Below are 21,576 nucleotides of genomic sequence, written 5' to 3' on the forward strand. Positions count from 1 at the left end.
GTTGAGAAAGAATAGTCTCATCAAACTCATTGTCTGCATCGTGGCGATCGTCGCTATTTTCCTTGCTTTTGTCAAGCCGCTGGCCAATTCCATCCGCCAGGGCCTTGACCTGCAGGGCGGCACGCATGTCGTGCTCGAAGCCGTCGATACGGATGCAGCAAAAGTCAACGATGATGCGATGAACCGTGTCGTCACGATCATGGAGAAGCGTGTCAACGCACTCGGCCTCACCGAGCCGATCATCCAGCGTGAGGGCGAACGCCGCGTCATCATCGAGCTGCCGGGCGTCAAGGACCCGGATGCCGCCATCAAGACCATCGGCAAGACGGCCATGCTCGAATTCAAGGACGAGGATGGCAATACGGTGCTCACGGGTACCGACCTCAAGGACGCTCAGGCTGCGACGAATCAGCAGAACGGCCAGAACGTCGTCAACCTCGAATTCACCGATGAAGGCGCGAAGAAATTCGCCGACCTCACGACAAAGAATGTTGGCCGTACGATTGCCATCCTGCTCGATGGCGAAGTGCTGACGGCTCCGAACGTCCGCGAGCCGATTCTCGGCGGCAAGGCTGAAATTTCCGGCCAGAAGACGCTCGAAGAGGCCCAGAACCTCGCTGTCGTCCTCCGGAGCGGTGCATTGCCAGTAAAAGTCAACATCATCGAGACGCGCACGGTCGGCCCGACGCTCGGCCAGGATTCTAAGGATAAATCGGAATTCGCCTTTGCTGTCGGCCTCGGCGCCGTCCTGCTGTTCATGATTCTCTTTTACCGCATGTCGGGCTTCATCGCCGATATCGCGCTGATGGCTTACACCATTATGCTGCTTGGCCTGCTGTACCTCCTCGATGCTACGCTGACGCTGCCTGGCGTCGCCGGTATCATCCTGTCCATTGGTATGGCCGTCGATGCGAACGTCCTGATTTTCGAGCACTTCAAGGAAGAATATCAAATTCAGGGCAAGACACTGCGCCTTTCGATGGAATCGGGCTTCAAGCGTGCGTTCACGACAATTTTTGACTCGAACATCACGACCATCATCGCCGCCGCCGTCCTGTTCTTCCTCGGCACCGGCACGATCCGCGGTTTCGCCATCACGCTGGGCCTTGGTACTGTGCTCTCGATGTTCACGGCTATCACGCTGACGCATTACATGCTCAAGCTCATGGTTGACTCGAAGATCTTCGAGAATCCAAAAGCTTATGGTGTCACGGGCTTCATGCTCTGGAAAAAGGAGGATCTGAAGAAGAATGCCTAAATTTGATATTGCAGGCCATCGGAAAATCTGGTTCCTCATTTCCGCGCTGATCATCATCCCAGGAATCATCTGCATGTTCGTCCGCGGTTTTAACTTCGGCATCGATTTCACCGGCGGCACGATCATCGACCTCAAATTCGATCAGCCGGTCGCCATTTCGCAGGTTCGCACAAGCCTTGCCAAATACGACCTCGATGACGCGACGATTCAGCTTTCCGGCGCGCAGTCGGATGTCAAGGAATCCGAAGACGTTATGATCCGCACGAAGGACCTCGAAGAGGACCAGCGCAAGGAAGTCATGGCCACACTCAAGAGCGACCTCGGCGATTACAAAGTGCTGCGTGAAGAAAAAGTCGGCGCCACAATCGGCGGCGAGCTCATCACGAACGCGCTTCTTGCCCTTGTCGTTTCGTGGGCCCTCATCATCCTCTACGTTGCGTACCGCTTTGAGCTCCGCTTCGGCATCGCGGCCGTGCTCGCGCTGATTCACGATATCCTCATCGTGCTCGCGGTGTTCTCGCTGACGCAGCGCCAGATTGATTCCTCATTCATTGCGGCCCTTTTGACCATCGTCGGTTATTCCATCAACGATACCATCGTCATTTTCGACCGCATCCGCGAGAACCTCAAGCTGCATTTCCGTCGCGGCGGCGACGTCAACCAGCTCGTCAACCGCAGTATTTATCAGACGCTGACGCGTTCTCTCTACACGGTCTTCACGGTTCTCTTCACGACCGCTTCGCTTTATTTCTTCGGCGGCGACACGACAAAGGACTTTGCCTTTGCCCTGCTCGTCGGTTTCTCCGTCGGCTGCTATTCGTCTATTTTCATCGCCAGCCCGCTCTGGATCATCTTCCGCAACTGGGGTGAAAAGAAAAAACATCAGCCGAAGCCGGAAGCTGCGGCCTGAGACTGCCTGTTCACAAGATTTTTAAAAGCTGCTGCCCTATGGCGGCGGCTTTTTTGCTCTCTTTTTCATTTTGCCGTCCTGAAAAAGAGGAGAAGTCTGTCCTGCGAAAGAATCTTATTGCATCGAACGTCTATTTCTTGTATGATGGAAATAGGTATACAATAAAGAAGGAAAAACGATATTGATGTATAAAAAGTGGAATTTATATGAGCCCGTGCCGAAGCTTGGGACTTTTGCCGAAAGCATCGGCCGGGACAAGACGCTCGCGGCCCTGCTCTGGCACCGCGGCATCCGCACGCGCGAAGAAGCTGACGTGTTTCTGCATCCGGAAAAGCAGCCATACGTTGACCCGTTCCTGATGCGTGATATGGATAAAGCGGCGTCACGCATTGAAAAAGCGCTGCGTGACGGCGAAAAAATCACGGTCTACGGCGATTACGATGTCGACGGCATGACGGCGACGTCTCTTCTCGTGCGTGCCTTAAGGCGCTGGGGCGCGAGTGCTGACTTTTACATCCCGGACCGCATGACGGAAGGCTATGGCCTGAACCGCAAAGCCCTTGAAGAGCTCGCAGGGAAGACCGACCTTTTAATCACGGTCGACTGCGGCATTGCCTCGGTCGACGATGTCGCGGCCGTTACAGAGAACGGAAGTCTCGATATCATCATTACGGACCACCATCTGCCAGGGAAGACATTGCCGCCGGCTCTTGCCGTGCTGAACCCGCACCGCGCAGACTGTCCGTATCCCTTCAAGGACCTCTGCGGCGTCGGCGTGGCCTTCAAGCTCTGTCAGGCCGTCGGGAAAAAGCTGCATCCGAAGGCGGAGCTTTTTCATGAGGATTTGGAGCTTGTGGCCCTTGGCACGGTCGCGGACCTCGTGCCGCTGCGCGGCGAAAACCGCCGCATCGTCAAGGAAGGCATGGCGCGCATGGAGTCGTCTAACCTTGCCGGCGTGGCCGCTCTTATCGAAGTCGCAGGCCTTACGAACAAGAAAATCAATGCCGGCCATCTGGGCTTTCTGCTCGCGCCGAGGCTCAACGCGGCCGGACGCATCGAGTCGGCCCGTACGGGCGTGGCCCTCTTGACATCTACGGACCGCGAAAAGGCCGCGAAGCTTGCCGAAGAACTCGACATGCTGAACAGCGAACGCCGCGAAATCGAGCATGCCATCTGCGAGCAGGCAGAAAAAGAGCTCGAACCCCTCGACATGGCGGAAGAAAAGGCCATCGTCATCGCGGGCAGGGGCTGGAACCCCGGCGTCATCGGCATCGCGGCATCAAGGCTTGTCGATAAATTCTACAAGCCGACCATCGTGCTGTCGATTGGGGAAGACGGCAGCTGCCGCGGTTCGTGCCGCAGCATCGAGGGGCTCAATATGTACGAGGCTCTGACCGCCTGCCAAGACCACCTTACGCAGTTCGGCGGCCACGCGATGGCAGCAGGCCTATCGCTTCGCGAGAAGGATATTCCCGCATTCCGCGAGGCCTTTGCCGCTTATGCAGGGGCACACCTCACCGAAGAGGACTACGAGCCAAAAGTTTCTGTGGAATTTGAGATGATGCCTGAGGAACTGACCTTGGACCTTGTCGAAGAGCTTTCGCTCTTAGAGCCATACGGCATGGGCAACCCGAAGCCGTATCTCGGCTGCCGCAATGTGCGGGGCAGGGAAGCCGCCGCCATTGGCCGTGACCATAATCATCTGCGCTTCAAGCTCGGCACGCAGGAAAATCCGGTGACGGGGCTCATGTGGAATCACGCAGAGCTCTTGCCTTCTGTGAACAGCGAAGCCCTCGACATCGTCTACGCACCGGCCGTCAACGAGTGGAACGGGCAGAAGAGCCTGCAGTGCATGGTGGAAAGCCTGAGCCCCGCAAGCTCCGAGCGCATTTTCCCCGAAAGGGAGCTTCTGCGCGATGTCTACCGCTTCCTCTTTGCCTGCCAGAAGCAGCAGGGGAAAATTCCCTTCGATACAATGACGCTTGCAGATGGTTTCAGCAGGGCCTTTCATCATATTTCAGCGTATACGATGGGTGCAGCCTTGCGCATTTTTCAGGAATTGGGTATTCTAAGAGAGAATATTAGCGAAAGCAGCTATTATCTGCCGCCCGCGCACGGCAAAATGGAGCTGGAAGCTTCACCAACGTTCAGGCGGCATAAGGTCATCTGACTGCTGTATAAAAAGAGAGAAAGAAGCACAGGTGGCCGGCAGCTCTGCCATTGGCCGTGCTGCCGCATAAAGGAGTGGGTTGTATGAATGACAAAGACAAAGAACCGGTGACGATTGACACCATCATCGACGCCGTCAAAGAATATTCGCCGAAGGCCGACCTCGACCTCATCCGGCGTGCCTATGAACTGGCGAAAAAGGCACATGAAGGCCAGACACGCGTATCGGGGGAAGCGTACATCATCCATCCGCTGCACGTGGCCCAGATCCTCACGCAGCTGCATCTTGACGATGTGACCATCAGCGCGGCTCTTCTGCACGATGTCGTCGAGGATACGATTTACACGAATGAGCAGATGAAGGAAATGTTCGGCGATGAAGTCGCCATGCTCATCGACGGCGTGACCAAACTCGGCCGCCTGCAGTATAAATCGAAGGAAGAAGCCCAGCTCGAGAGCTACCGCAAGATGTTTTTGGCCATGGCCAAGGACATCCGCGTCATCATGATCAAACTCGCGGACCGACTGCACAATATGCGCACACTCAAATATATGCGCGAGGATAAGCAGAAACGCATTGCGCGCGAGACCATTGAAATCTATGCGCCGCTTGCCAACCGCCTCGGCATTTCGAGCATCAAGTGGGAGCTTGAAGACCTCTGCCTGCGCTATCTCGAGCCTGAAATCTACTACGACCTCGTCGAGAACGTCAAGCAGAAGCGCCGCGAGCGCCAGTCCTTCATCGATACGGCCATCAAGCAGATTCAGGAAAAACTCAAAGAGGCCAATATCAAAGCCGATATCAGCGGCCGCGCCAAGCACTTCTACAGCATTTATAAGAAGATGAAGCGCGACAACAAGGACCTCAGCGAAATCTACGACCTTTCCGCCGTGCGCGTGCTCGTCGATTCCGTCAAGGACTGCTACGGCGTCCTCGGTGTCATCCACGCCATGTGGAAGCCGATTCCGGGCCGTTTCAAGGATTACATCGCCATGCCGAAGTCGAACGGCTATCAGTCGCTGCACACGACCGTCATGACGCGCGGCTACCCGCTCGAAATCCAGATCCGTACGTTTGCGATGCATCAGGTCTCAGAATACGGTGTCGCGGCGCACTGGAAATATAAAGAGGCCGGCAAGGGCGCGAAGGCCACGGGTGCAGTCGACCAGAAAATGAGCTGGCTGCGCCAGATGGTCAGCCTGCAGCAGGAACTCAGCGACCCGAAGGAATACTTCGAAGCCCTCAAGGTCGATATCTTCTCCGACGAGGTCTTTGTCTTCACGCCGAAAGGCGACGTCATCGACCTGCCGAAGGGCTCCATCCCGATTGACTTTGCGTACCGCATCCATACGGAAGTCGGCCATCACTGCGTCGGCGCGAAGGTCAACGGCAAGCTCGTGCCGCTTGAATACAAGCTCAAGAACGGCGATATCGTCTCCGTCATCACGAATAAGGCCAACAACGGCCCGAGCCGCGACTGGCTCAACATCGTCGCATCGTCTGAGACGCGCAGCAAAATCCGTTCGTGGTTCAAGAAAGAAAAACGCGAAGAAAACATCGAACGCGGTCTGGAACTCATCAAGGATGAGGCCAAGCATCTCGGCTATGCGCCAAAATCGCTGCTGAAAGAGGGCAGACTGCAGCAGGTCGCGGAAAAACTCAATATCCAAAGTGAAAATGACTTGCTCGCAGCTCTTGGCTACGGCGGCCTGACCGTGCGCAGCGTCATGACGAAGCTCATCGAACTCTACAAGAAAGACCTCAAGGAAGCAACGCCACCCGACGTCTCGAAGATGCTTTCGGAGCTCAAGACGCCGCAGCACAGCGGCAAGCGCAGCCGTTCGAGCCACGGCGTGCTCGTCGAGGGCGAAAGCGGCCTTCTTGTGCGCCTGGCCCGCTGCTGCAACCCGATTCCGGGCGACCCGATCACGGGCTTTGTCACGAAGGGACGCGGCGTTTCCGTGCACCGTGCCGACTGCCCGAATGTCATGCGCGACACGGATTTTTCGCGCATGATCGAAGTCAGCTGGGATATCGGCCTCGACAAGGACTACACGGTCGAAATCGAGATTGTCTGCAATGATAAGAGCGGCGTGCTCGCCGAACTTCTCGCCGTGCCGTCGGAGATGAAGATCAACATCCGCAGCGTCAACGCGAACCCGAACCGCAGCAACAAGACCTCGACGGTCGTCATGGGCCTCGATGTCAAGAACGCCACGCAGGTCGCGCAGATCATGACAAAGATGCGCCGCCTCAAGAACGTCTACAGCGTCTCGCGTGCCCTCGGCAGCCATCCGGGCAAAGAATGAGGCTTCGTTTTTAAATTTTTCTTTAAGTTTTATAAAACCCTGTTATAGTGAATTGTATTTTTGTGACATTTCTGTTATAATGTATGCATTTAAATCGCATAGAAGCCTGTTGTTCAAATAAATCAAGTAAATTATGATAGAAAAGCAGGTATGGATAAAAGAAAAGGGGATTTTACTTATGTCACAGACGTTTACGATGGATGACCTCAAAAAAATGCTGCAGGAAAGACAGCATAAAATGACGCCGCAGCGCCAGATTGTCCTGCAGATTTTCCTTGACCATCCGGGCGAACACCTTTCCGCCGAGGATGTCCACGGCATCCTGCGCGACAATAAATCTGAAATCGGCCTTGCGACGGTCTACCGCAGTCTCGAACTGCTCTCTGAGCTCGGCATCCTGCAGAAAATGGAATTTGGCGACGGCTGCAGCCGCTACGAAGTCAACCGCACGGACCCGGCAAAGCACCACCATCATCATCTGATCTGCACGAACTGCGGCAAAGTTATCGAATTCCAGGATGACCTGTTGGAGCCTCTTGAGCAGGATATCGAAAACAAGATTGGCTTCAAGGTCAGCGACCATCAGGTCAAATTCTTCGGTCTCTGCAAGGAGTGCCAGGAGGCACAGGAACATGGCGCTCAGGATTAAGACCTTTACGCTCAATAATAAAAAGGAAATCATCTCGAAAATCGTGCGCGAGGTGCTCGTGCTCTTTAAGGTCGAAATCGTCGGCCGGCGCGGCGAGGCGGACTATCTGCAGCTGTCCGTCATCAATCACCGCCTGAAGGATACAAAAGACGGCCGCGTGGTCATCGAGTCAAAGCTCATGCTTTTTGACAGGGAAGGCCATGCACGCCTCTTTACGCAGCGCCGCACGGGGGCCCTTGACGAACGCGAGGGGGCGTCTGTCAACCGTCTCATCAAGCTCAATCTCTACCATATATTCCGCGAGGAACTCGGAATGCCCCAGGCGCCCTGGGGCATTCTGCATGGCGTGCGCCCGACGAAAATCGTGCACCGCTGGATTCGCGGCGGCATGGATGAGGCGGGCATTATCGAGCGCCTGCAGGAGGATTATGCCTGCAGCGAGGAAAAGGCCCGCGAAATCGTGCCGATGGCGTTTCGCCAGCTGCCGTTTCTGAAAACTTCCGACGAAAAGACTGTCAGCGTCTACATCGGCATCCCGTTCTGCCTGACGCGCTGCCTTTACTGCTCATTCCCATCGAACATTCTGCCGGGCGACAAGAAGCTGCATCAGTTTATGGATGTGCTCAAAAAGGACATGACGGCCGCAAAGGATGCCATCTCTCATTACGGCTTCCACGTGCAGAATATTTACGTGGGCGGGGGCACGCCGACGAGCCTGCCTGACGATTTTTTTGCCGAAATGCTCGAGATGGTATATAATGATTTTCATGAGCCTTCTACGGTGGAGTTTACCGTCGAGGCCGGACGGCCCGACAGCATCACGCAGGGCAAAATCGAGACGATGAAACGCCTTCATGTCACGCGCGTCAGCGTCAATCCGCAGACGATGCAGGCCAAGACGCTTCACCGCATCGGCCGGCAGCATACGCCGGAGGATGTCGTGAAGATGTTTCACGCACTGCGCGAGGCCGGCATCCCGCATATCAACATGGACCTCATCCTCGGACTTCCGGGCGAGACGGCCGAGGATGTGCGCGATACGATGGAGAAGGTCACGGCGCTCGGCCCTGACGACATTACGCTGCATGCCCTTGCCTTAAAGCGCGGCTCGCGCCTGAAGCTTTTGATGGAGGAGCAGCATGTAGAGCTGCCGTCGGACGAGGAGACGCGCCGCATGTCGGAAGTCGCGATGGCCTATGTCAGAAAGCTCGGCATGCGCCCGTACTATCTCTACCGTCAGGGTTATATGAGCGGCGACCTTGAGAATGTAGGCTGCTGCCGCGATGGTGCCGAAGGCATGTACAACATCCAGATTATGGAGGAACATCAGACCATCATCGGCATCGGCGGCGCGGCCTCCACGAAGGTCGTCGACTTCCGCCAGAAACGCATGAAGTCTTCGTTTAACGCCAAAGACCTCGTGACGTATCTGCGCGACATCGATATGTATATCGAAAAACGCCGCAGTCTTCTCGATGAAGTTTACGGCAAATCATGATAACAGGGGGAACGATTCATGCTCACCAATGCCCCTCGGGGAACAAAAGACATTCTGCCAGATACCGTTGGCGAATGGAATTACGTTGAAGGAAAGATCCGCGACATCTGCGGCCGCTACGGCTTTGAAGAAATCCGCACGCCGCTCTTTGAGCACACGGAGCTCTTCCATCGCGGCATCGGCGAAGGTACGGATGTCGTCGACAAGGAAATGTACACGTTCGAGGACCGCGGCGGACGCAGCATCACGCTGCGCCCGGAAAACACGGCCTCTGTCGTGCGCGCTTATCTGCAGAACAAGCTCTACGGCGATTCGTCGCTCGTCAAGCTCTTCTACATCGGCTCGATGTTCCGCTATGACCGTCCGCAGGCCGGCCGTATGCGCGAATTCCATCAGTTCGGCGTCGAATCGCTCGGTGAAGAGAATCCGATGGCCGATGCTGAAATCATCATGCTGGCCGTCGATTTCCTGCAGTCGCTTGGTCTTAAAGACCTCGAGCTCAGCCTGAACTCCGTCGGCTGCCCGAAGTGCCGTCCTGTTTACCGCAAGGTCCTGCAGGACTACTTCCGCGATAAACTCGATGACCTCTGCGATGACTGCAAGGACCGCTTTGAGAGAAGTCCTCTGCGCATCCTCGACTGCAAGGTCGATGCGGATAAGCCGTTCATGGCCGATGCCCCGAAAATCACGGACTGCCTTTGTGACGAATGCCGTGAGCATTTTGAGAAGGTCCAGAGCTATCTGACGGATGCCGGCGTTTCGTTTAAACTCGACCCGCGTCTCGTGCGCGGCCTCGATTACTACACGAAGACGGCCTTTGAGATCAAATACGCGCCGCTCGGCGCCCAGAGCGCGGTAGCCGGCGGCGGCCGCTACGACGGCCTCATCGAGGAAATCGGCGGCAAGCCGACTCCGGCTGTCGGCTTTGCGACGGGCCTCGAGCGCGTGCTGCTGGCCCTTGAGAAACAGAATCTCATCCCGGAGCAGCCAAAGAAGACGGATGCCTTTGTCGTCGCCCTTGGCGACGCGGCAAAAGCACCGGCGTTTACGCTTTTGACAAAGCTGCGCCGTGCCGGGCTCAAGGCTTCGATGGATTATGCGGGCCGCAGTATGAAGGCCCAGATGAAACAGGCAAACAAGGCTCATGCCCGCTTTGCGCTGATCATCGGTGAAGATGAAGTCAAAGAATCCTGCGTCATGCTCAAAGATATGGAAAAGAGCGAGCAGCAGAAGGTTTCTTTTGATGCAATTATAGAAAAGCTATGTGCTGAGGTGAAAGGTTAATGGAAACATTACAAGGTATGAAGCGCACCCATCATTGCGGCGTGCTTCGCAAGACGGATGTTGGCCAGGAAGTCGTACTCTGCGGCTGGGTCTCCCGTCGTCGTGACCATGGCGGACTGATTTTCGTCGACATGCGCGACCGTTCCGGTTTCGTGCAGATTGTCTTCGATGAAGCTGCCATGAACGAAGGAACGTTCCACAAGGCAGAGTCCCTGCGCAACGAGTTCTGCATTGCCGTACGCGGCAAGATCCGTGCGCGCAGCGAAGAGACGATCAACCCGAACATCGATACGGGCGAAGTTGAGGTCGTCTGCGCAGAGCTGCGCATCCTCAATACGTCGAAGACGCCGCCGTTCTACATTCAGGATGGCATTGATGTGGACGAGATGGTCCGCCTCAAGTACCGTTATCTCGACCTGCGCCGCCCGGAGATGCAGAAGAACATCATCCTGCGTCACCGCGTGACGAAGATCATGCGTGACTTCTTCGACCGCAACGGCTTCCTCGAAATCGAGACGCCGATGCTCTGCAAGAGCACGCCGGAAGGCGCCCGCGACTTCCTCGTCCCGAGCCGCGTCAATCCGGGCGAGTTCTACGCCCTGCCGCAGTCCCCGCAGATCTTCAAGCAGATTCTGCAGGTTGCCGGCTTTGAGAAGTACTTCCAGATTGTCCGCTGCTTCCGCGATGAAGACCTGCGCGCTGACCGCCAGCCGGAATTCACGCAGCTCGATATCGAGATGAGCTTCATGAGCCAGGACGATATCCTGACGCTCATGGAAGCCATGATTAAAGAGCTCTTCAAGAAAGCCATCGGCAAGGACATCCCGACGCCGTTCGAGCGCATGGAGTGGGATACGGCCATGGACAAGTACGGCTCCGATAAACCGGACCTGCGCTTTGACATGCCGCTCATGGACATCTCCGAGTACGTCAAGGGTTCGAGCTTCAAGGTCTTCAACTCCGTCATCGAAAATGGCGGCATGGTCAAGTGCATCAAGGTCGACGGCTACGCCGACATCCCGCGCCGCCGCCTCGACGACCTCGTCAAGTTCGTTCAAGTCTACGGTGCCAAAGGCCTTGCCTGGATTCAGTACACGGCAGACGGCATCAAGAGCCCGTTCAAGAAGTTCTACGATGATGAAACGTTTGCCAAGATCGCCGAAGCTACGGGCGCCAAGACGGGCGACCTGCTGCTCGTCGTCGCTGACAAGCGTCTCGTCGTCGATACGGCTCTCGGCCAGCTGCGCCTCGAGATGGGCAAAGAGCGCAATCTCATTGATCCGGATGCACTCCGTTTCCTCTGGGTCGTCGACTTCCCGATGTACGAGTGGAGCGAGGAAGAGCACCGCTTTAAGGCCATGCATCATCCGTTCACGGCTCCGCGCGATGAAGATATTCCTCTTCTCAACACGGACCGCATGGACGAAGTCAAGGCCAATGCTTACGATATGGTTCTCAACGGCGTTGAAATCGGCGGCGGCTCGCTGCGTATCTATAACGCAGAGCTGCAGGAAAAGGTCTTCGAGTCCCTCGGCCTCACGCCAGAACAGGCTCATACGAAGTTCGGCTTCATGATGGATGCGTTCCAGTACGGCACGCCGCCGCATGGCGGCCTCGCTTTCGGTCTCGACCGTCTTGTCATGCTCATGGCAAAACGCCCGTCGATCCGCGACGTCATCGCCTTCCCGAAGACGCAGAGTGCACGCGACGTTATGTCGAATGCTCCGTCGCCGGTTGACGAGAAGCAGCTCCGCGAGCTGTCGATCCGCACGGCCGTCAAGAAAAAAGAGAAGAAAGAAAACTAAGCCTTAAGTTTAAGAGGGTTAGTATGGAAAAGCCCCGAGCATCTAATGGTGCTCGGGGCTTTTTGTGTCAATAGGAGAGAAAAACTAAGGGAGGCAGCCGGCCCTGTCCATAAGCGAAGCTTCAGCCTGCTGCGCGGAGCGTTGGACAGGGCCGGCTGCCTCCCGCCTTATTATGATACGATGCGGCAGGGAAGACGGAAGGGGATGTCCAACGCTCCGCGGTGACAGCTGGCTAAACTTATTTTTTGCCTTTTATGGCATCCTTACGAAAGAGCTAAACGCACTTCGTTTGGACGGACGCTCTTTCGCAAGGGTTTTGGTTGGCAAAAAATAAGTTCTTTACGCCATCTGTCAAAGCTCCGCTTATGGACATCCCCTTCCTTACTTCCAGCAGTGTTGTTACTGGGGGGTTACATCTTGGCTGCTTAGGCGGAGTTTGCTTCGCTCCTCCTTATTTTTTCTTCCTTTATTTATTACCATCATGGAGAAGTTTGGTGAGTTTTGGCAGGGTGTTTTTCTCGTAGCAGCAGTAGTAGTGGATATTGACGGCTTCGTCTTCAATCGGGATGACGACACGGCCTTCGGGTGCGCCGATTCGCTGCAGGCTTAAATCGGTCACAAAAGTGGGCAGGACGGAGAAGCGGACGAGTTCATCGAAGGCATTTTCATCCTGTATCAAAAAGTTCGTATCCGGCATGGCCTTTTTGACAAGGTCAAACCAGAAGCCGAGATTTGGACGCAGCAGCATGGTCTCGCCGTTGAGGTCGGCAAGATGCAGGGATGTTTTATGCGCCAGCGGATGGGCCGGCGGCAGGGTAAAGCATAAGTGTTCTTCGCCGATTTCCTGACAGGAAAAGCCTGCTTCTTCTATAGGATAAGGAAGAACGATAAGCTGATAGGTCTTATCGAGCAGTTTTTCTTTTAATGTATCGAGGCCGCGGATTTCTGAGGTAATCGTCATATCGGGGTAAAGCGCCGAGAGATGGGGAAGGAGTGTCCATAAAGGCGCGGGGGCGCAGCTGCCGACAAAAATCGTATGGCGGGCTCTTTCCGCAGCGAGCAGATTCGTCTTCATTTCGCACGCTTCGCGGACAATCTGCTCGGCGTATTTGACGGCGAGTTCGCCGTTTTCATTGAAGGCAATCTTATTTTTGGCATGGGTGAAGAGCGGCACGGAGAGGTCTTCTTCAAGACGGCGCATGGAGCGGCTCAGGGCCGGCTGCGACAAATGGAGATGCTCGGCTGCGGCCGAAAGTGTGCCGTATCTCGCGAAGGCCAAGAGCTGCTCTAACTGACTGAGTTCAAACATATTTATCACCTCGCCATCAGTGTAGCACAGATATTCCTGTTTGAAAACAGGCCAGCATGCATGGTACGCATAGCAGCTTGCAAAAGCGGAACTGTACTTATTCGCGAAATCCTCGTATGATAAGAATCAAAGAAAGACACTAAGGAAATAACAAAAGAAATACTAAAATCTTGATGTATAACGAAAGGATGATTTTCATGGAATTTACAACGTTAAGCAATGGCGTAAAGGCACCTCTTCTCGGTGTCGGTACCTATCTTTTGAGCCTTGAAGATACGGAAAAATCCGTCTATGAGGCGATTCGCTGCGGTTATCGCCTGATTGACACGGCCAACGGCTATCTCAACGAAGCAGCTGTCGGCAGGGCCGTGGCCCGTGCAATTAATGAAGGTCTTGTCAAGCGCGAAGAGCTCTTCATTTCGACAAAGCTCTGGCCGACGGTGTACGAAAAGGAAACGGCCGTTGACGAAACGTTAAAACGCCTTGGCCTTGATTATGTGGATTTGCTATTCATCCATCAGCCGGCCGGCAATTTTATCGCGGGTTATGAGCAGCTTGAGAAAGCTTATAAAGAAGGCAAGGCAAAATCCATCGGCATTTCGAACTTCCACGGCAAAAAGCTGGAAAAGCTTCTCGCTGCTGCCGACATCAAGCCGCATGTCATCCAGCTTGAGACGCATCCTTATTTTGCCCATCATGAGCAGATGGACCGCCTGAAGGAATACGGCACAAAGCTCATGGGCTGGTATCCGCTCGGCCATGGCGATGCGGGACTGCTGCACGAAAAGATTTTTGAGGAACTCGCCGCGAAATATCATAAGAACACGGTGCAGATTCTTCTGCGCTGGGCCGTCCAGTACGGCGTCATGACGATTCCGGGTTCGAAGAATCCTGAGCATATCCGCTCTAATTTCGACATCTTCGATTTCTCACTGACCGATGAAGAGATGAAGGAAATCGCCAAACTCGACGGCACAAAGCGTTATTATCATCCCGATGACAAGGTGGAAGAAAGCTATGCCACGATGCATCTTTGCTTTGAAAAATAAGATTTGACCAGTTGCTTTTCAGTTTTGGAAGGAGATTTTTATCATGGAATATGTAACACTCAACAATGGCGTCAAAATGCCGCAGCTCGGCTACGGCGTGTTTCAGACAAAACCGGCTGAGACGGAAAAAGCCGTCAGCACGGCGCTTGAGGTCGGCTACCGCCTGATTGATACGGCAGCTTCCTATGGCAATGAAGAAGGTGTCGGCGCGGCCATCAAAAGCAGCGGCCTGCCGCGTGAGGAGCTCTTTGTAACGACGAAGCTCTGGGTGCAGGACCATGGCTATGACAATACGCTGCGCGCCTTTGATACTTCAATGAAAAAACTCGGTCTCGATTATCTCGACCTTTACCTCATCCATAAACCGTACAGCGATTATTATGGTTCATGGCGTGCGATGGAGCGTCTTTATAAGGAAGGACGCATCCGCGCCATCGGTGTGACGAGCTTCTGGAATGAACGCCTTGCAGACCTTTTCAACTGCAATGAAATAAAGCCGGCCGTCAATCAGATTGAGACGAATGTCTGGAATCAGAAATGGGCCGAAGAAGCCTTCATGAAAGAGCAGGGCATCCAGCAGGAGGCATGGGCACCGTTTGCTGAAGGCGCAAATCATGTATTCCAGAATCCGCTTCTGCAGGAGATTGCGAAGAAGCACGGCAAAACGACGGGGCAGGTCATGCTCCGCTGGCTGCTGCAGCGCGGCATCGTCGTCATCCCGAAATCCGTACACAAGGAACGCATGGAAGAAAATCTCAATGTCTTTGATTTTAAGCTCGATGAAAAAGACATGGCGGCAATTCGCACGCTCGATACGAAAAAGAGTCCGATTTACGATGAAATGGACCCACAGAGGGCTCTGTTCATCGGCAAAATGAAGATTCACGACTAAGCATTTCCGGAAAGATTTGTCATAAGGAGGACAGATAATTCATATGAATGAAAATGCAGATAATTTCTTAGAAGGACCTCTGGCCGGCAAGATCTTTCGTTTCGCACTGCCCGTAGCATTTACCATCATCTGTGAGCAGCTCGTCAGCGGCACGGACGTGCTCATTCTGGGCCGTTTTGTCGGCCCGTCCGCGATGGCGGCCGTCGGCAATGACACGCCTGTGCTGACTTTGCTGATTTCCCTGCTCGTCGGCCTGTCTTTGGGCGCCAATGTACTGCTGGCACAGGCCATCGGCGGCCGCAAGGAAAAAGAAGCAAACAAGATTCTCCATACTTCCGTGCTCTTTGCCCTGCTTTTGGGCCTTGCCTTTGCCGTCATCGGTGAAATCGTGACGACGCCGCTTCTGGCGCTTTTGAACGTGCCGCCCGAAGTGCAGAATGAGGCCGAAGTTTATCTGCGAATTTTCTTCTGCTCGATGCCGTTTCTTTCCCTTTACAATTTTGAGGCTGCGCTGTTCCGCGCCATGGGCGACAGCCGGACGCCGCTTTACGCCTTGATTTTAGCGGCTGTGCTCAATGCCGTGCTCGACCTTTTGACGGCCTCGCTCGGCTTTGGCCTTGCCGGCATTGTCTGGGTCACGGTGCTTGCCTATGTGCTCGATGCCGTCGTGCTCTTTATCCTGCTCGTGCGTCATCCAGGACTGCATCTCTCGCTGCGTCATATGACGTTTGCGTCCAGTGAACTGAAGGAAATTGTCCGCATCGGCCTGCCGGCCGGTGTGCAGGGCATGGTATTTTCGGTCTCCAACCTCGTCATCCAGTCGGCTATCAATAGCCTTGGTCCTGAGGCCATGGCGGCATCTTCGGCGGCCTTTGCCATCGAAATCAACATCTATGCCTTTGTCAATGGCTTTGGTCAGGCCGCTACGACCTTCGTCGGCCAGAATTTCGGCGCACTGAAGATCCGCCGCTGCTTCGATGTGACAAAAAAGACGCTGCAGGTCGAGACCATCTTTGTCTTTGCCGTGTCCATGGCGACCGTGCTGGCCGCGCATCCGCTCATAGCGCTGTTTGCTAAGGATCCTCTCGTCATTTCGTACGGTGTCATGCGCATCTACATGGTCACGGGCGTGCAGATCATCAATGGCGTCATCGAGATTTTGTCCGGCTCCCTGCGCGGCTACGGCTATTCCCTGCCGCCTGCTCTTGTCGTGCTCTTCACGGTCTGCGGCGTGCGCATCATCTGGGTGCTGACCATCTTTGCAGCGGCGCCGAGCTTTACGATGCTGCTGACCTGCTATCCGCTGAGCTGGCTCGCCACGGCCCTGCTGCTCGCCATCGTCTACCGCAGACTGCGTCAAAACATCATCAAGAATTACGCCACCCGCCTGCGTGAGGAAATGGACTTAGCACGTGCATAAAAAATAAAATATAAGATAAATCCCCTGCCTTTTGCAAAGGCAGCAGGTGAGAAGCGGACAGAGCCCATGAAGGCTTTGTCCGCTTCGTTTATTTTTTGATCTTTTCTGCCCGTCATTTTCGCATGGAATTCGCACTTGTAAAATACACAGGCCCTATGATAAAATTAACTTTATATCATAAGGGCTTGCAGGGACTTGCAGAATTTCCAGCTTAAGCCTAAGCCTAAGGGGGTAATGATTTGCCGAAGAAGATTGATATTCTGGGTGTCAAGGTGGATCCTGTCACGATGGAGGAAGCCGTCGCTCAGGTTGAACAATATATGGATGAGATGAGCGGCGTACTCATCGCGACGGCCAATGCCGAGATGATCATGCGGGCTACGCACGACCGCGAGCTTATGAAGATTTTAAATGACGCCGCGCTCGTCGTGCCGGACGGTGCCGGCACGGTCTGGGCCGCACATCATCTCGGCCATGATATGCCGGAACGCGTCGCAGGCTACGACCTCGCGCAGGAACTCATGAAACGCGCGCCAGAGAAAAAGCGCCGCATCTATTTCTTCGGCTCGGCACCGGGCGTCGCAGAGCTTGCCAAAAAGAAGGCTGAGAAGCTCTATCCGGGCATCGAGATTGTCGGCACGCGCAACGGCTTCTTCTCGGAGAAGGATGAACCGGAAATCATCGAGAATATCCGCAAAGCCAAACCGGACCTTTTGCTCGCGGCTCTTGGCGTGCCGAAACAGGAAAAATGGCTCTATAAGCATCGGAAGGAACTCGGCGTGCCGGTATCGATTGGCGTCGGCGGTACTTTAGATGTCATGGCGGGCGTCATGAAGCGCGCCCCGCGCTGGATGCAGAAAGCCAAGCTCGAGTGGCTGTTCCGCGGCATGCTGCAGCCGAAGCGCGCCGGCCGCCTCATGGCGCTGCCGAAGTTTGTCCTTAAGGTCCACAACGAGAAAAGCAGACAATAAATAATAAGAAGGTAAAACGCAAAAGTGATATTTTGCCTTGACTTTTAAAGAGAGGGGCTCTGAAGTGCCCTCTGCTTATGGACAAAGGCAGGGCAATCCGTTATAATGATAAATTAGCAGGGAGGCCAGTTTGAAGCTGGCCTTCTCAGTGTGCAGATGATTTTTGCCTGCACGTTCGGAATAAAGGGATCAGGAGGTGGAGTTTTGACTCCGATTATTTCAGAGGGCTATCCATTTATCGGGGGCTGTTTTTTGCTGACACTGCTTTTCGGCTGGTCGCTTCATCCTTTGGCAGCTGTCATCCCGGGAATCCTCATGCTCTATTTCTGTTATTTCTTCCGCAATCCGAAGCGTACGATCAAAAAAGATGCTTCGGTCATCCTGTCACCGGCGGACGGAACAGTAACGGATATCGTCGAGCTTGAGAAGGATGAAGATGCCTTTGTCAAGGGGCCGTGCACGAAAGTCGTCATCTTTATGTCGGTTTTCAATGTACATGTCAACCGCAGCCCGATGGCGGGGGAAATCAAGCTCCAGAAGTACTACTGCGGCCGTTTCCGTCCGGCTTATAAGGATACGGTCGGCTTCGAGAATGAGCATCATCTGCTCGGCATCGAAAATGGCAATCTGCGCATTACGGTCAAGCAGATTGCCGGCATTTTAGCCCGCCGCATCGTTTCTTATGTCACACTCGACGACAAGCTCGAGCAGGGCGAACTCTACGGCATGATCAAGTTCGGTTCGTGCCTTGAGGTCGTCGTGCCGAAAAATGTCGCCGTCAACGTCAAAAAAGGCGAAAAAGTCACCGGTGGCATGACCATTATTGGGAGGATTAAAGACTGATGGATTATCGCAGGTTAATACCGAATATGTGTACTTCGTCGAACCTCGTCTTCGGCATGTGTTCGATTCTTGCTACGTACAGCGGCAATCTCACGTGGGGCTCGATTTTCATCCTGCTCGCTCTTGTCGCAGATGGCCTCGATGGCCGCACGGCGCGTTTCTTTGGCGTGGCCAGTGAAATGGGCAAGGAGATGGATTCCCTTTGTGACCTTGGCTCGTTTGGCATCGCGCCGGCTTTTCTCGCATGGTCGTTCGTCCTGCACAATTACGATTTGCTGGGCGTCGTTGTCGTGATTTTCTTTGCCATCTGCGGCATGTGGAGACTCGCGCGCTTCAATGTCAATGCTGCGGTCGTGCACGGCTATTTCATGGGCCTTGCCATTCCGGCCGGCGGCAATATCGTTGCCATGACGACGCTGCTCTTTGTGAATCTCGGGGTTGACCCGATGAGCTTTGGCATCGCTTATCCCATCATCATGGCTTTTGTCGGCTGGCTCATGGTCAGTCACGTCCATTATCCGAACTTCAAGGGTGACGGCGGCGAGCCCATCTATATGATTTCGAAGGTTGTCGCGCTCGTCATGTTTATCGCGATCCTCTGGCTCGGCCACGCATCGCTTCCTGCAGCCCTCGCTGTGGCTGTCTTCTCGACGTATGCGGTGCTGGGCATCGTCAATTCTCTGCTGGCAAGTTTTGCAAAGAAAGGCTGATTGTTTTTGTTCACACATCCTTTTGACATCATCATGGTGCCAATGCAGATCCTGATTTTCCTCTTCACGCTGTACTTCTTCGTCATCGGCTTCTGTGGCATGTGGCGCAGGAAGGAAGTCAAGATCAAGACGCCGCGCAAGACCTTTGCGCTGATTGTCGCGGCGCATAACGAGCACGCCGTCATCGGACAGCTCGTCGAGAACCTCAAGCAGCTCAATTATCCGAAAGACATGTACGATATCTACGTCATCGCGGATAACTGCTCGGATAATACGGCTGAAATTGCAGAAAAGGCCGGTGCCATCGTCGAAGTGCGCACGCATCCGACGAAGAAGAGCAAGGGCTATGCCCTGCAGTGGATGTTTGACCGCCTGTTCAAGATGGATAAGCAGTACGATGCGGTCTGCGTCTTCGATGCCGACAACCTCGTGCATCCGCAGTTCCTCATGGAGATGAACAACCGCCTCTGCAAGGGCGACAAGGTCATTCAGGGCTATATGGACGCGAAGAACCCGTACGATACGTGGGTTTCGGGCACATTCGCCATCGCGTTCTGGGTCATCTGCTACATCTCGCATCTCGCCAAGTCGAACATCGGCCTCTCGGCCTGCCTCGGCGGCACGGGCATGTGCTTCGACTCGGAAATCCTCAAAAAACACGGCTGGCAGGCAACCTGCCTCACAGAGGATATGGAGTTCACGATGAAGTGCATGGCCGAAGGCATCAAGACGAGCTGGGCACATGACGCCATCATCTACGACGAGAAGCCGCTGACGTTCAAACAGTCGTGGAATCAGCGCCGCCGCTGGGCGCAGGGCCAGTTCGATGTCGGCAACCGCTTCATCCCGAAGATGCTCAAGGCCGGCTGGAAGCACAAGGACATCCGCATGTGGGATGAGTGCATCTACCTCATGCAGCCGCACTTCCTGATGATTTCGACCATCTTCATCATCATCAGCTACATCCAGCTCGCTTTCCCGCCGTTCTACACGAATATCTATAATTTCATGCCGTCGCAGCTCATGACGGCTATCATGCTCGGCCAGTATATCCTGCCGATGATCATCCTCATCAAGATCCGCGCCAAATGGAAATCCTGGCTCTACATGCTCTTGTATCCGGTCTTCATCTACTCATGGATTCCAATCATCTTCCTCGGTTTCATTCACCGCAATGAACACGAGTGGAGCCATACGCAGCACACGCGTGCCATGAGCATGAACGACATCGTCGGCAACGTCAAGAATACGAAGTCGATAAAAAAGACGGAACAGGACTGATTTTTTGCCTCCCTCATTTAATGCAGGGAGGTTTCGTTTTAGAAAATGTTAGATAAAAAATAGGAGAATATCATGTATACCTTAAAAGTAGAGGGTGCCTTTGAGGCTGCCCACCGCGTCGTCAATTACCCCGGCAAATGCGACCGCCTGCACGGTCACAACTGGAAGGTCGAGGCCCTCGTCAAGGGCACGGAGCTCGATGAACTCGGCATGCTCGTCGACTTCAAGGTCATTAAGAATGCCCTGAAAGATACACTCGACCGCTTTGACCACCGCTTCCTCAATGAACTCAAGCCGTTCAGCGAGGGCGTAAATCCAACGGCCGAGAATCTCGCGCGCATCATTTTTGAGGAACTTGCTTCGAGCAAAGCCTTTGTGCGTGACAGCCATCTCCATGCCATCACGGTCTACGAGACGCCGAACTCCTCCGTCACGTATACAAAGGACTGAGAGGGGGTTATTATGCAGGAGAACCTTATCGAGATTTTTTCCTCGATTCAGGGCGAGGGCAAGTATGTCGGCTGCCGTCAGGTCTTTGTGCGCCTTGAGGGCTGCAACCTTGACTGCAGCTACTGCGATACGGAAAACACGCCAAATACGCATCCTTGCTGCAATGTCGAGACGGCGGCCGGTTCGCGTCAGTTTGATAAAGTCGCCAATCCCCTGACCGCTGAAAAGACGGCAGCGTACATTCTGAAACTCTTAAAGGAAGTGCCGCATCAGGCCGTGAGCTTTACAGGCGGCGAGCCTCTACTGCACGCGGACTTTATCCGCGAGGTTGTAAAATATCTTCGGGAGCGGGGCAGCAAGGTCAAAATCTTCCTTGAGACCAACGGCACGCTCTATAAAAAGCTCGAGTCCATTCTCGATATTGCCGATATCATCAGCATGGACATCAAGCTGCCGAGCATCGTCACAAAGCCGCAGTGGGAAGCCCATGCCAAGTTCCTTGAGCTCGCGCGCCAAAAAGACCTCTACGTCAAGCTCGTCGTTTCGGATGAAACGACAAAAGAGGAATTTGAAAAGAGCGTAGCCCTGCTGAAAGAGTACGCTCCAAATGCGCTTTTTATTATTCAGCCCGTCACGCCGTACGGCGGCTGCAAGGCTGCGAGCCCTGAAAAAATCCTCGCGTGCCATGCGTATGCCCTCAGGAATCTCAGGGATGTCCGCGTCATCCCGCAGACGCATAAGATGATCGGCCAGCTCTAAAAAGCTGGC

At 54.4% G+C, this 21,576-nt stretch carries 18 protein-coding genes; 17 read left to right on the forward strand and 1 reads right to left on the reverse strand.

Annotation, left to right across the window (positions count from 1 at the left end; all coding sequences use genetic code 11):
* The first annotated feature begins 19 nt into the window (after positions 1-19).
* The 8 genes from secD to aspS all read left to right on the forward strand — a co-directional run bounded on the left by secD (position 20) and on the right by aspS (position 11,883).
* Positions 20-1,258, forward strand: a complete 1,239-nt coding sequence (gene secD / locus ACI4OH_RS04935; RefSeq protein WP_432647457.1) for a protein translocase subunit SecD — start codon at positions 20-22, stop codon at positions 1,256-1,258.
* Complete coding sequence (gene secF / locus ACI4OH_RS04940; RefSeq protein WP_439784279.1) at positions 1,251-2,168, forward strand: protein translocase subunit SecF; 918 nt, start codon at positions 1,251-1,253, stop codon at positions 2,166-2,168. The genes secD and secF overlap by 8 nt, the downstream gene beginning before the upstream one ends.
* Positions 2,169-2,352: 184 nt before the next feature.
* Positions 2,353-4,338: a single-stranded-DNA-specific exonuclease RecJ gene (gene recJ / locus ACI4OH_RS04945; RefSeq protein WP_439784328.1), complete on the forward strand. Its 1,986-nt coding sequence runs from the start codon at positions 2,353-2,355 to the stop codon at positions 4,336-4,338.
* Positions 4,339-4,421: 83 nt separating this feature from the next.
* Positions 4,422-6,647: a RelA/SpoT family protein gene (locus tag ACI4OH_RS04950; RefSeq protein WP_435721072.1), complete on the forward strand. Its 2,226-nt coding sequence runs from the start codon at positions 4,422-4,424 to the stop codon at positions 6,645-6,647.
* Positions 6,648-6,825: 178 nt separating this feature from the next.
* A complete protein-coding gene (locus ACI4OH_RS04955; RefSeq protein ID WP_432648312.1) occupies positions 6,826-7,296 on the forward strand; it encodes a Fur family transcriptional regulator in 471 nt (156 codons plus the stop codon).
* Positions 7,280-8,794, forward strand: a complete 1,515-nt coding sequence (gene hemZ / locus ACI4OH_RS04960; RefSeq protein WP_439784280.1) for a coproporphyrinogen dehydrogenase HemZ — start codon at positions 7,280-7,282, stop codon at positions 8,792-8,794. The genes ACI4OH_RS04955 and hemZ overlap by 17 nt, the downstream gene beginning before the upstream one ends.
* 18 nt (positions 8,795-8,812) lie before the next feature.
* Complete coding sequence (hisS, locus tag ACI4OH_RS04965; protein WP_435721070.1) at positions 8,813-10,078, forward strand: histidine--tRNA ligase; 1,266 nt, start codon at positions 8,813-8,815, stop codon at positions 10,076-10,078.
* Positions 10,078-11,883, forward strand: a complete 1,806-nt coding sequence (gene aspS / locus ACI4OH_RS04970; protein ID WP_439784281.1) for an aspartate--tRNA ligase — start codon at positions 10,078-10,080, stop codon at positions 11,881-11,883. Before hisS ends, aspS begins: the two co-directional genes overlap by 1 nt.
* A gap of 466 nt (positions 11,884-12,349) precedes the next feature.
* On the opposite strand, the gene ACI4OH_RS04975 is transcribed toward aspS, so the two are convergent.
* Positions 12,350-13,192 carry a LysR family transcriptional regulator gene (locus ACI4OH_RS04975; protein ID WP_432646965.1) on the reverse strand — a complete coding sequence of 281 codons (843 nt, stop codon included), beginning with the start codon at positions 13,190-13,192 and terminating at the stop codon, positions 12,350-12,352.
* A 197-nt stretch (positions 13,193-13,389) separates the two neighbouring features.
* On the opposite strand from ACI4OH_RS04975, the gene ACI4OH_RS04980 reads away from it, so the two are divergent.
* The 9 genes from ACI4OH_RS04980 to ACI4OH_RS05020 all read left to right on the forward strand — a co-directional run bounded on the left by ACI4OH_RS04980 (position 13,390) and on the right by ACI4OH_RS05020 (position 21,567).
* On the forward strand, positions 13,390-14,241 hold the full coding sequence (locus tag ACI4OH_RS04980; RefSeq protein ID WP_439784282.1) for an aldo/keto reductase: 852 nt from the start codon (positions 13,390-13,392) through the stop codon (positions 14,239-14,241).
* A gap of 43 nt (positions 14,242-14,284) precedes the next feature.
* Positions 14,285-15,133 (forward strand): aldo/keto reductase, encoded by an 849-nt coding sequence (locus ACI4OH_RS04985; protein WP_439784283.1) that lies wholly within the window; start codon positions 14,285-14,287, stop codon positions 15,131-15,133.
* A gap of 43 nt (positions 15,134-15,176) precedes the next feature.
* A complete protein-coding gene (locus ACI4OH_RS04990; protein ID WP_439784284.1) occupies positions 15,177-16,553 on the forward strand; it encodes an MATE family efflux transporter in 1,377 nt (458 codons plus the stop codon).
* Positions 16,554-16,792: 239 nt separating this feature from the next.
* Positions 16,793-17,524: a WecB/TagA/CpsF family glycosyltransferase gene (locus ACI4OH_RS04995; RefSeq protein WP_503908218.1), complete on the forward strand. Its 732-nt coding sequence runs from the start codon at positions 16,793-16,795 to the stop codon at positions 17,522-17,524.
* A 156-nt stretch (positions 17,525-17,680) separates the two neighbouring features.
* Positions 17,681-18,367, forward strand: coding sequence for a phosphatidylserine decarboxylase family protein (locus tag ACI4OH_RS05000; RefSeq protein WP_432646968.1), 687 nt, complete (start codon positions 17,681-17,683; stop codon positions 18,365-18,367).
* Positions 18,367-19,077: a CDP-diacylglycerol--serine O-phosphatidyltransferase gene (gene pssA / locus ACI4OH_RS05005; protein WP_432646960.1), complete on the forward strand. Its 711-nt coding sequence runs from the start codon at positions 18,367-18,369 to the stop codon at positions 19,075-19,077. The genes ACI4OH_RS05000 and pssA overlap by 1 nt, the downstream gene beginning before the upstream one ends.
* A gap of 33 nt (positions 19,078-19,110) precedes the next feature.
* The gene (locus ACI4OH_RS05010) at positions 19,111-20,358 is read left to right on the forward strand and encodes a glycosyltransferase family 2 protein (protein WP_432646967.1); all 1,248 of its coding nucleotides are present in this window, start codon (positions 19,111-19,113) and stop codon (positions 20,356-20,358) included.
* A gap of 72 nt (positions 20,359-20,430) precedes the next feature.
* Positions 20,431-20,808 (forward strand): 6-carboxytetrahydropterin synthase QueD, encoded by a 378-nt coding sequence (queD, locus tag ACI4OH_RS05015; protein ID WP_432646959.1) that lies wholly within the window; start codon positions 20,431-20,433, stop codon positions 20,806-20,808.
* A 12-nt stretch (positions 20,809-20,820) separates the two neighbouring features.
* Complete coding sequence (locus ACI4OH_RS05020; RefSeq protein ID WP_432646958.1) at positions 20,821-21,567, forward strand: 7-carboxy-7-deazaguanine synthase QueE; 747 nt, start codon at positions 20,821-20,823, stop codon at positions 21,565-21,567.
* Positions 21,568-21,576: the final 9 nt, after the last annotated feature.

The sequence above is a fragment of the Mitsuokella apri genome (genome assembly GCF_051886055.1).
Classification (GTDB): Bacteria; Bacillota; Negativicutes; order Selenomonadales; family Selenomonadaceae; genus Mitsuokella.

Excerpts from the sequence above, each read along its gene's own strand:
- secF (WP_439784279.1), top strand. The coding sequence starts at position 1,251 with ATGCCTAAATTTGATATTGCAGGCCATCGGAAAATCTGGTTCCTCATT.
- recJ (WP_439784328.1), top strand. The coding sequence starts at position 2,353 with ATGTATAAAAAGTGGAATTTATATGAGCCCGTGCCGAAGCTTGGGACT.
- ACI4OH_RS04950 (WP_435721072.1), top strand. The coding sequence starts at position 4,422 with ATGAATGACAAAGACAAAGAACCGGTGACGATTGACACCATCATCGAC.
- ACI4OH_RS04955 (WP_432648312.1), top strand. The coding sequence starts at position 6,826 with ATGTCACAGACGTTTACGATGGATGACCTCAAAAAAATGCTGCAGGAA.
- hemZ (WP_439784280.1), top strand. The coding sequence starts at position 7,280 with ATGGCGCTCAGGATTAAGACCTTTACGCTCAATAATAAAAAGGAAATC.
- hisS (WP_435721070.1), top strand. The coding sequence starts at position 8,813 with ATGCTCACCAATGCCCCTCGGGGAACAAAAGACATTCTGCCAGATACC.
- aspS (WP_439784281.1), top strand. The coding sequence starts at position 10,078 with ATGGAAACATTACAAGGTATGAAGCGCACCCATCATTGCGGCGTGCTT.
- ACI4OH_RS04975 (WP_432646965.1), bottom strand. The coding sequence starts at position 13,192 with ATGTTTGAACTCAGTCAGTTAGAGCAGCTCTTGGCCTTCGCGAGATAC.
- ACI4OH_RS04980 (WP_439784282.1), top strand. The coding sequence starts at position 13,390 with ATGGAATTTACAACGTTAAGCAATGGCGTAAAGGCACCTCTTCTCGGT.
- ACI4OH_RS04985 (WP_439784283.1), top strand. The coding sequence starts at position 14,285 with ATGGAATATGTAACACTCAACAATGGCGTCAAAATGCCGCAGCTCGGC.
- ACI4OH_RS04990 (WP_439784284.1), top strand. The coding sequence starts at position 15,177 with ATGAATGAAAATGCAGATAATTTCTTAGAAGGACCTCTGGCCGGCAAG.
- ACI4OH_RS05000 (WP_432646968.1), top strand. The coding sequence starts at position 17,681 with ATGATTTTTGCCTGCACGTTCGGAATAAAGGGATCAGGAGGTGGAGTT.
- pssA (WP_432646960.1), top strand. The coding sequence starts at position 18,367 with ATGGATTATCGCAGGTTAATACCGAATATGTGTACTTCGTCGAACCTC.
- ACI4OH_RS05010 (WP_432646967.1), top strand. The coding sequence starts at position 19,111 with ATGGTGCCAATGCAGATCCTGATTTTCCTCTTCACGCTGTACTTCTTC.
- queD (WP_432646959.1), top strand. The coding sequence starts at position 20,431 with ATGTATACCTTAAAAGTAGAGGGTGCCTTTGAGGCTGCCCACCGCGTC.
- ACI4OH_RS05020 (WP_432646958.1), top strand. The coding sequence starts at position 20,821 with ATGCAGGAGAACCTTATCGAGATTTTTTCCTCGATTCAGGGCGAGGGC.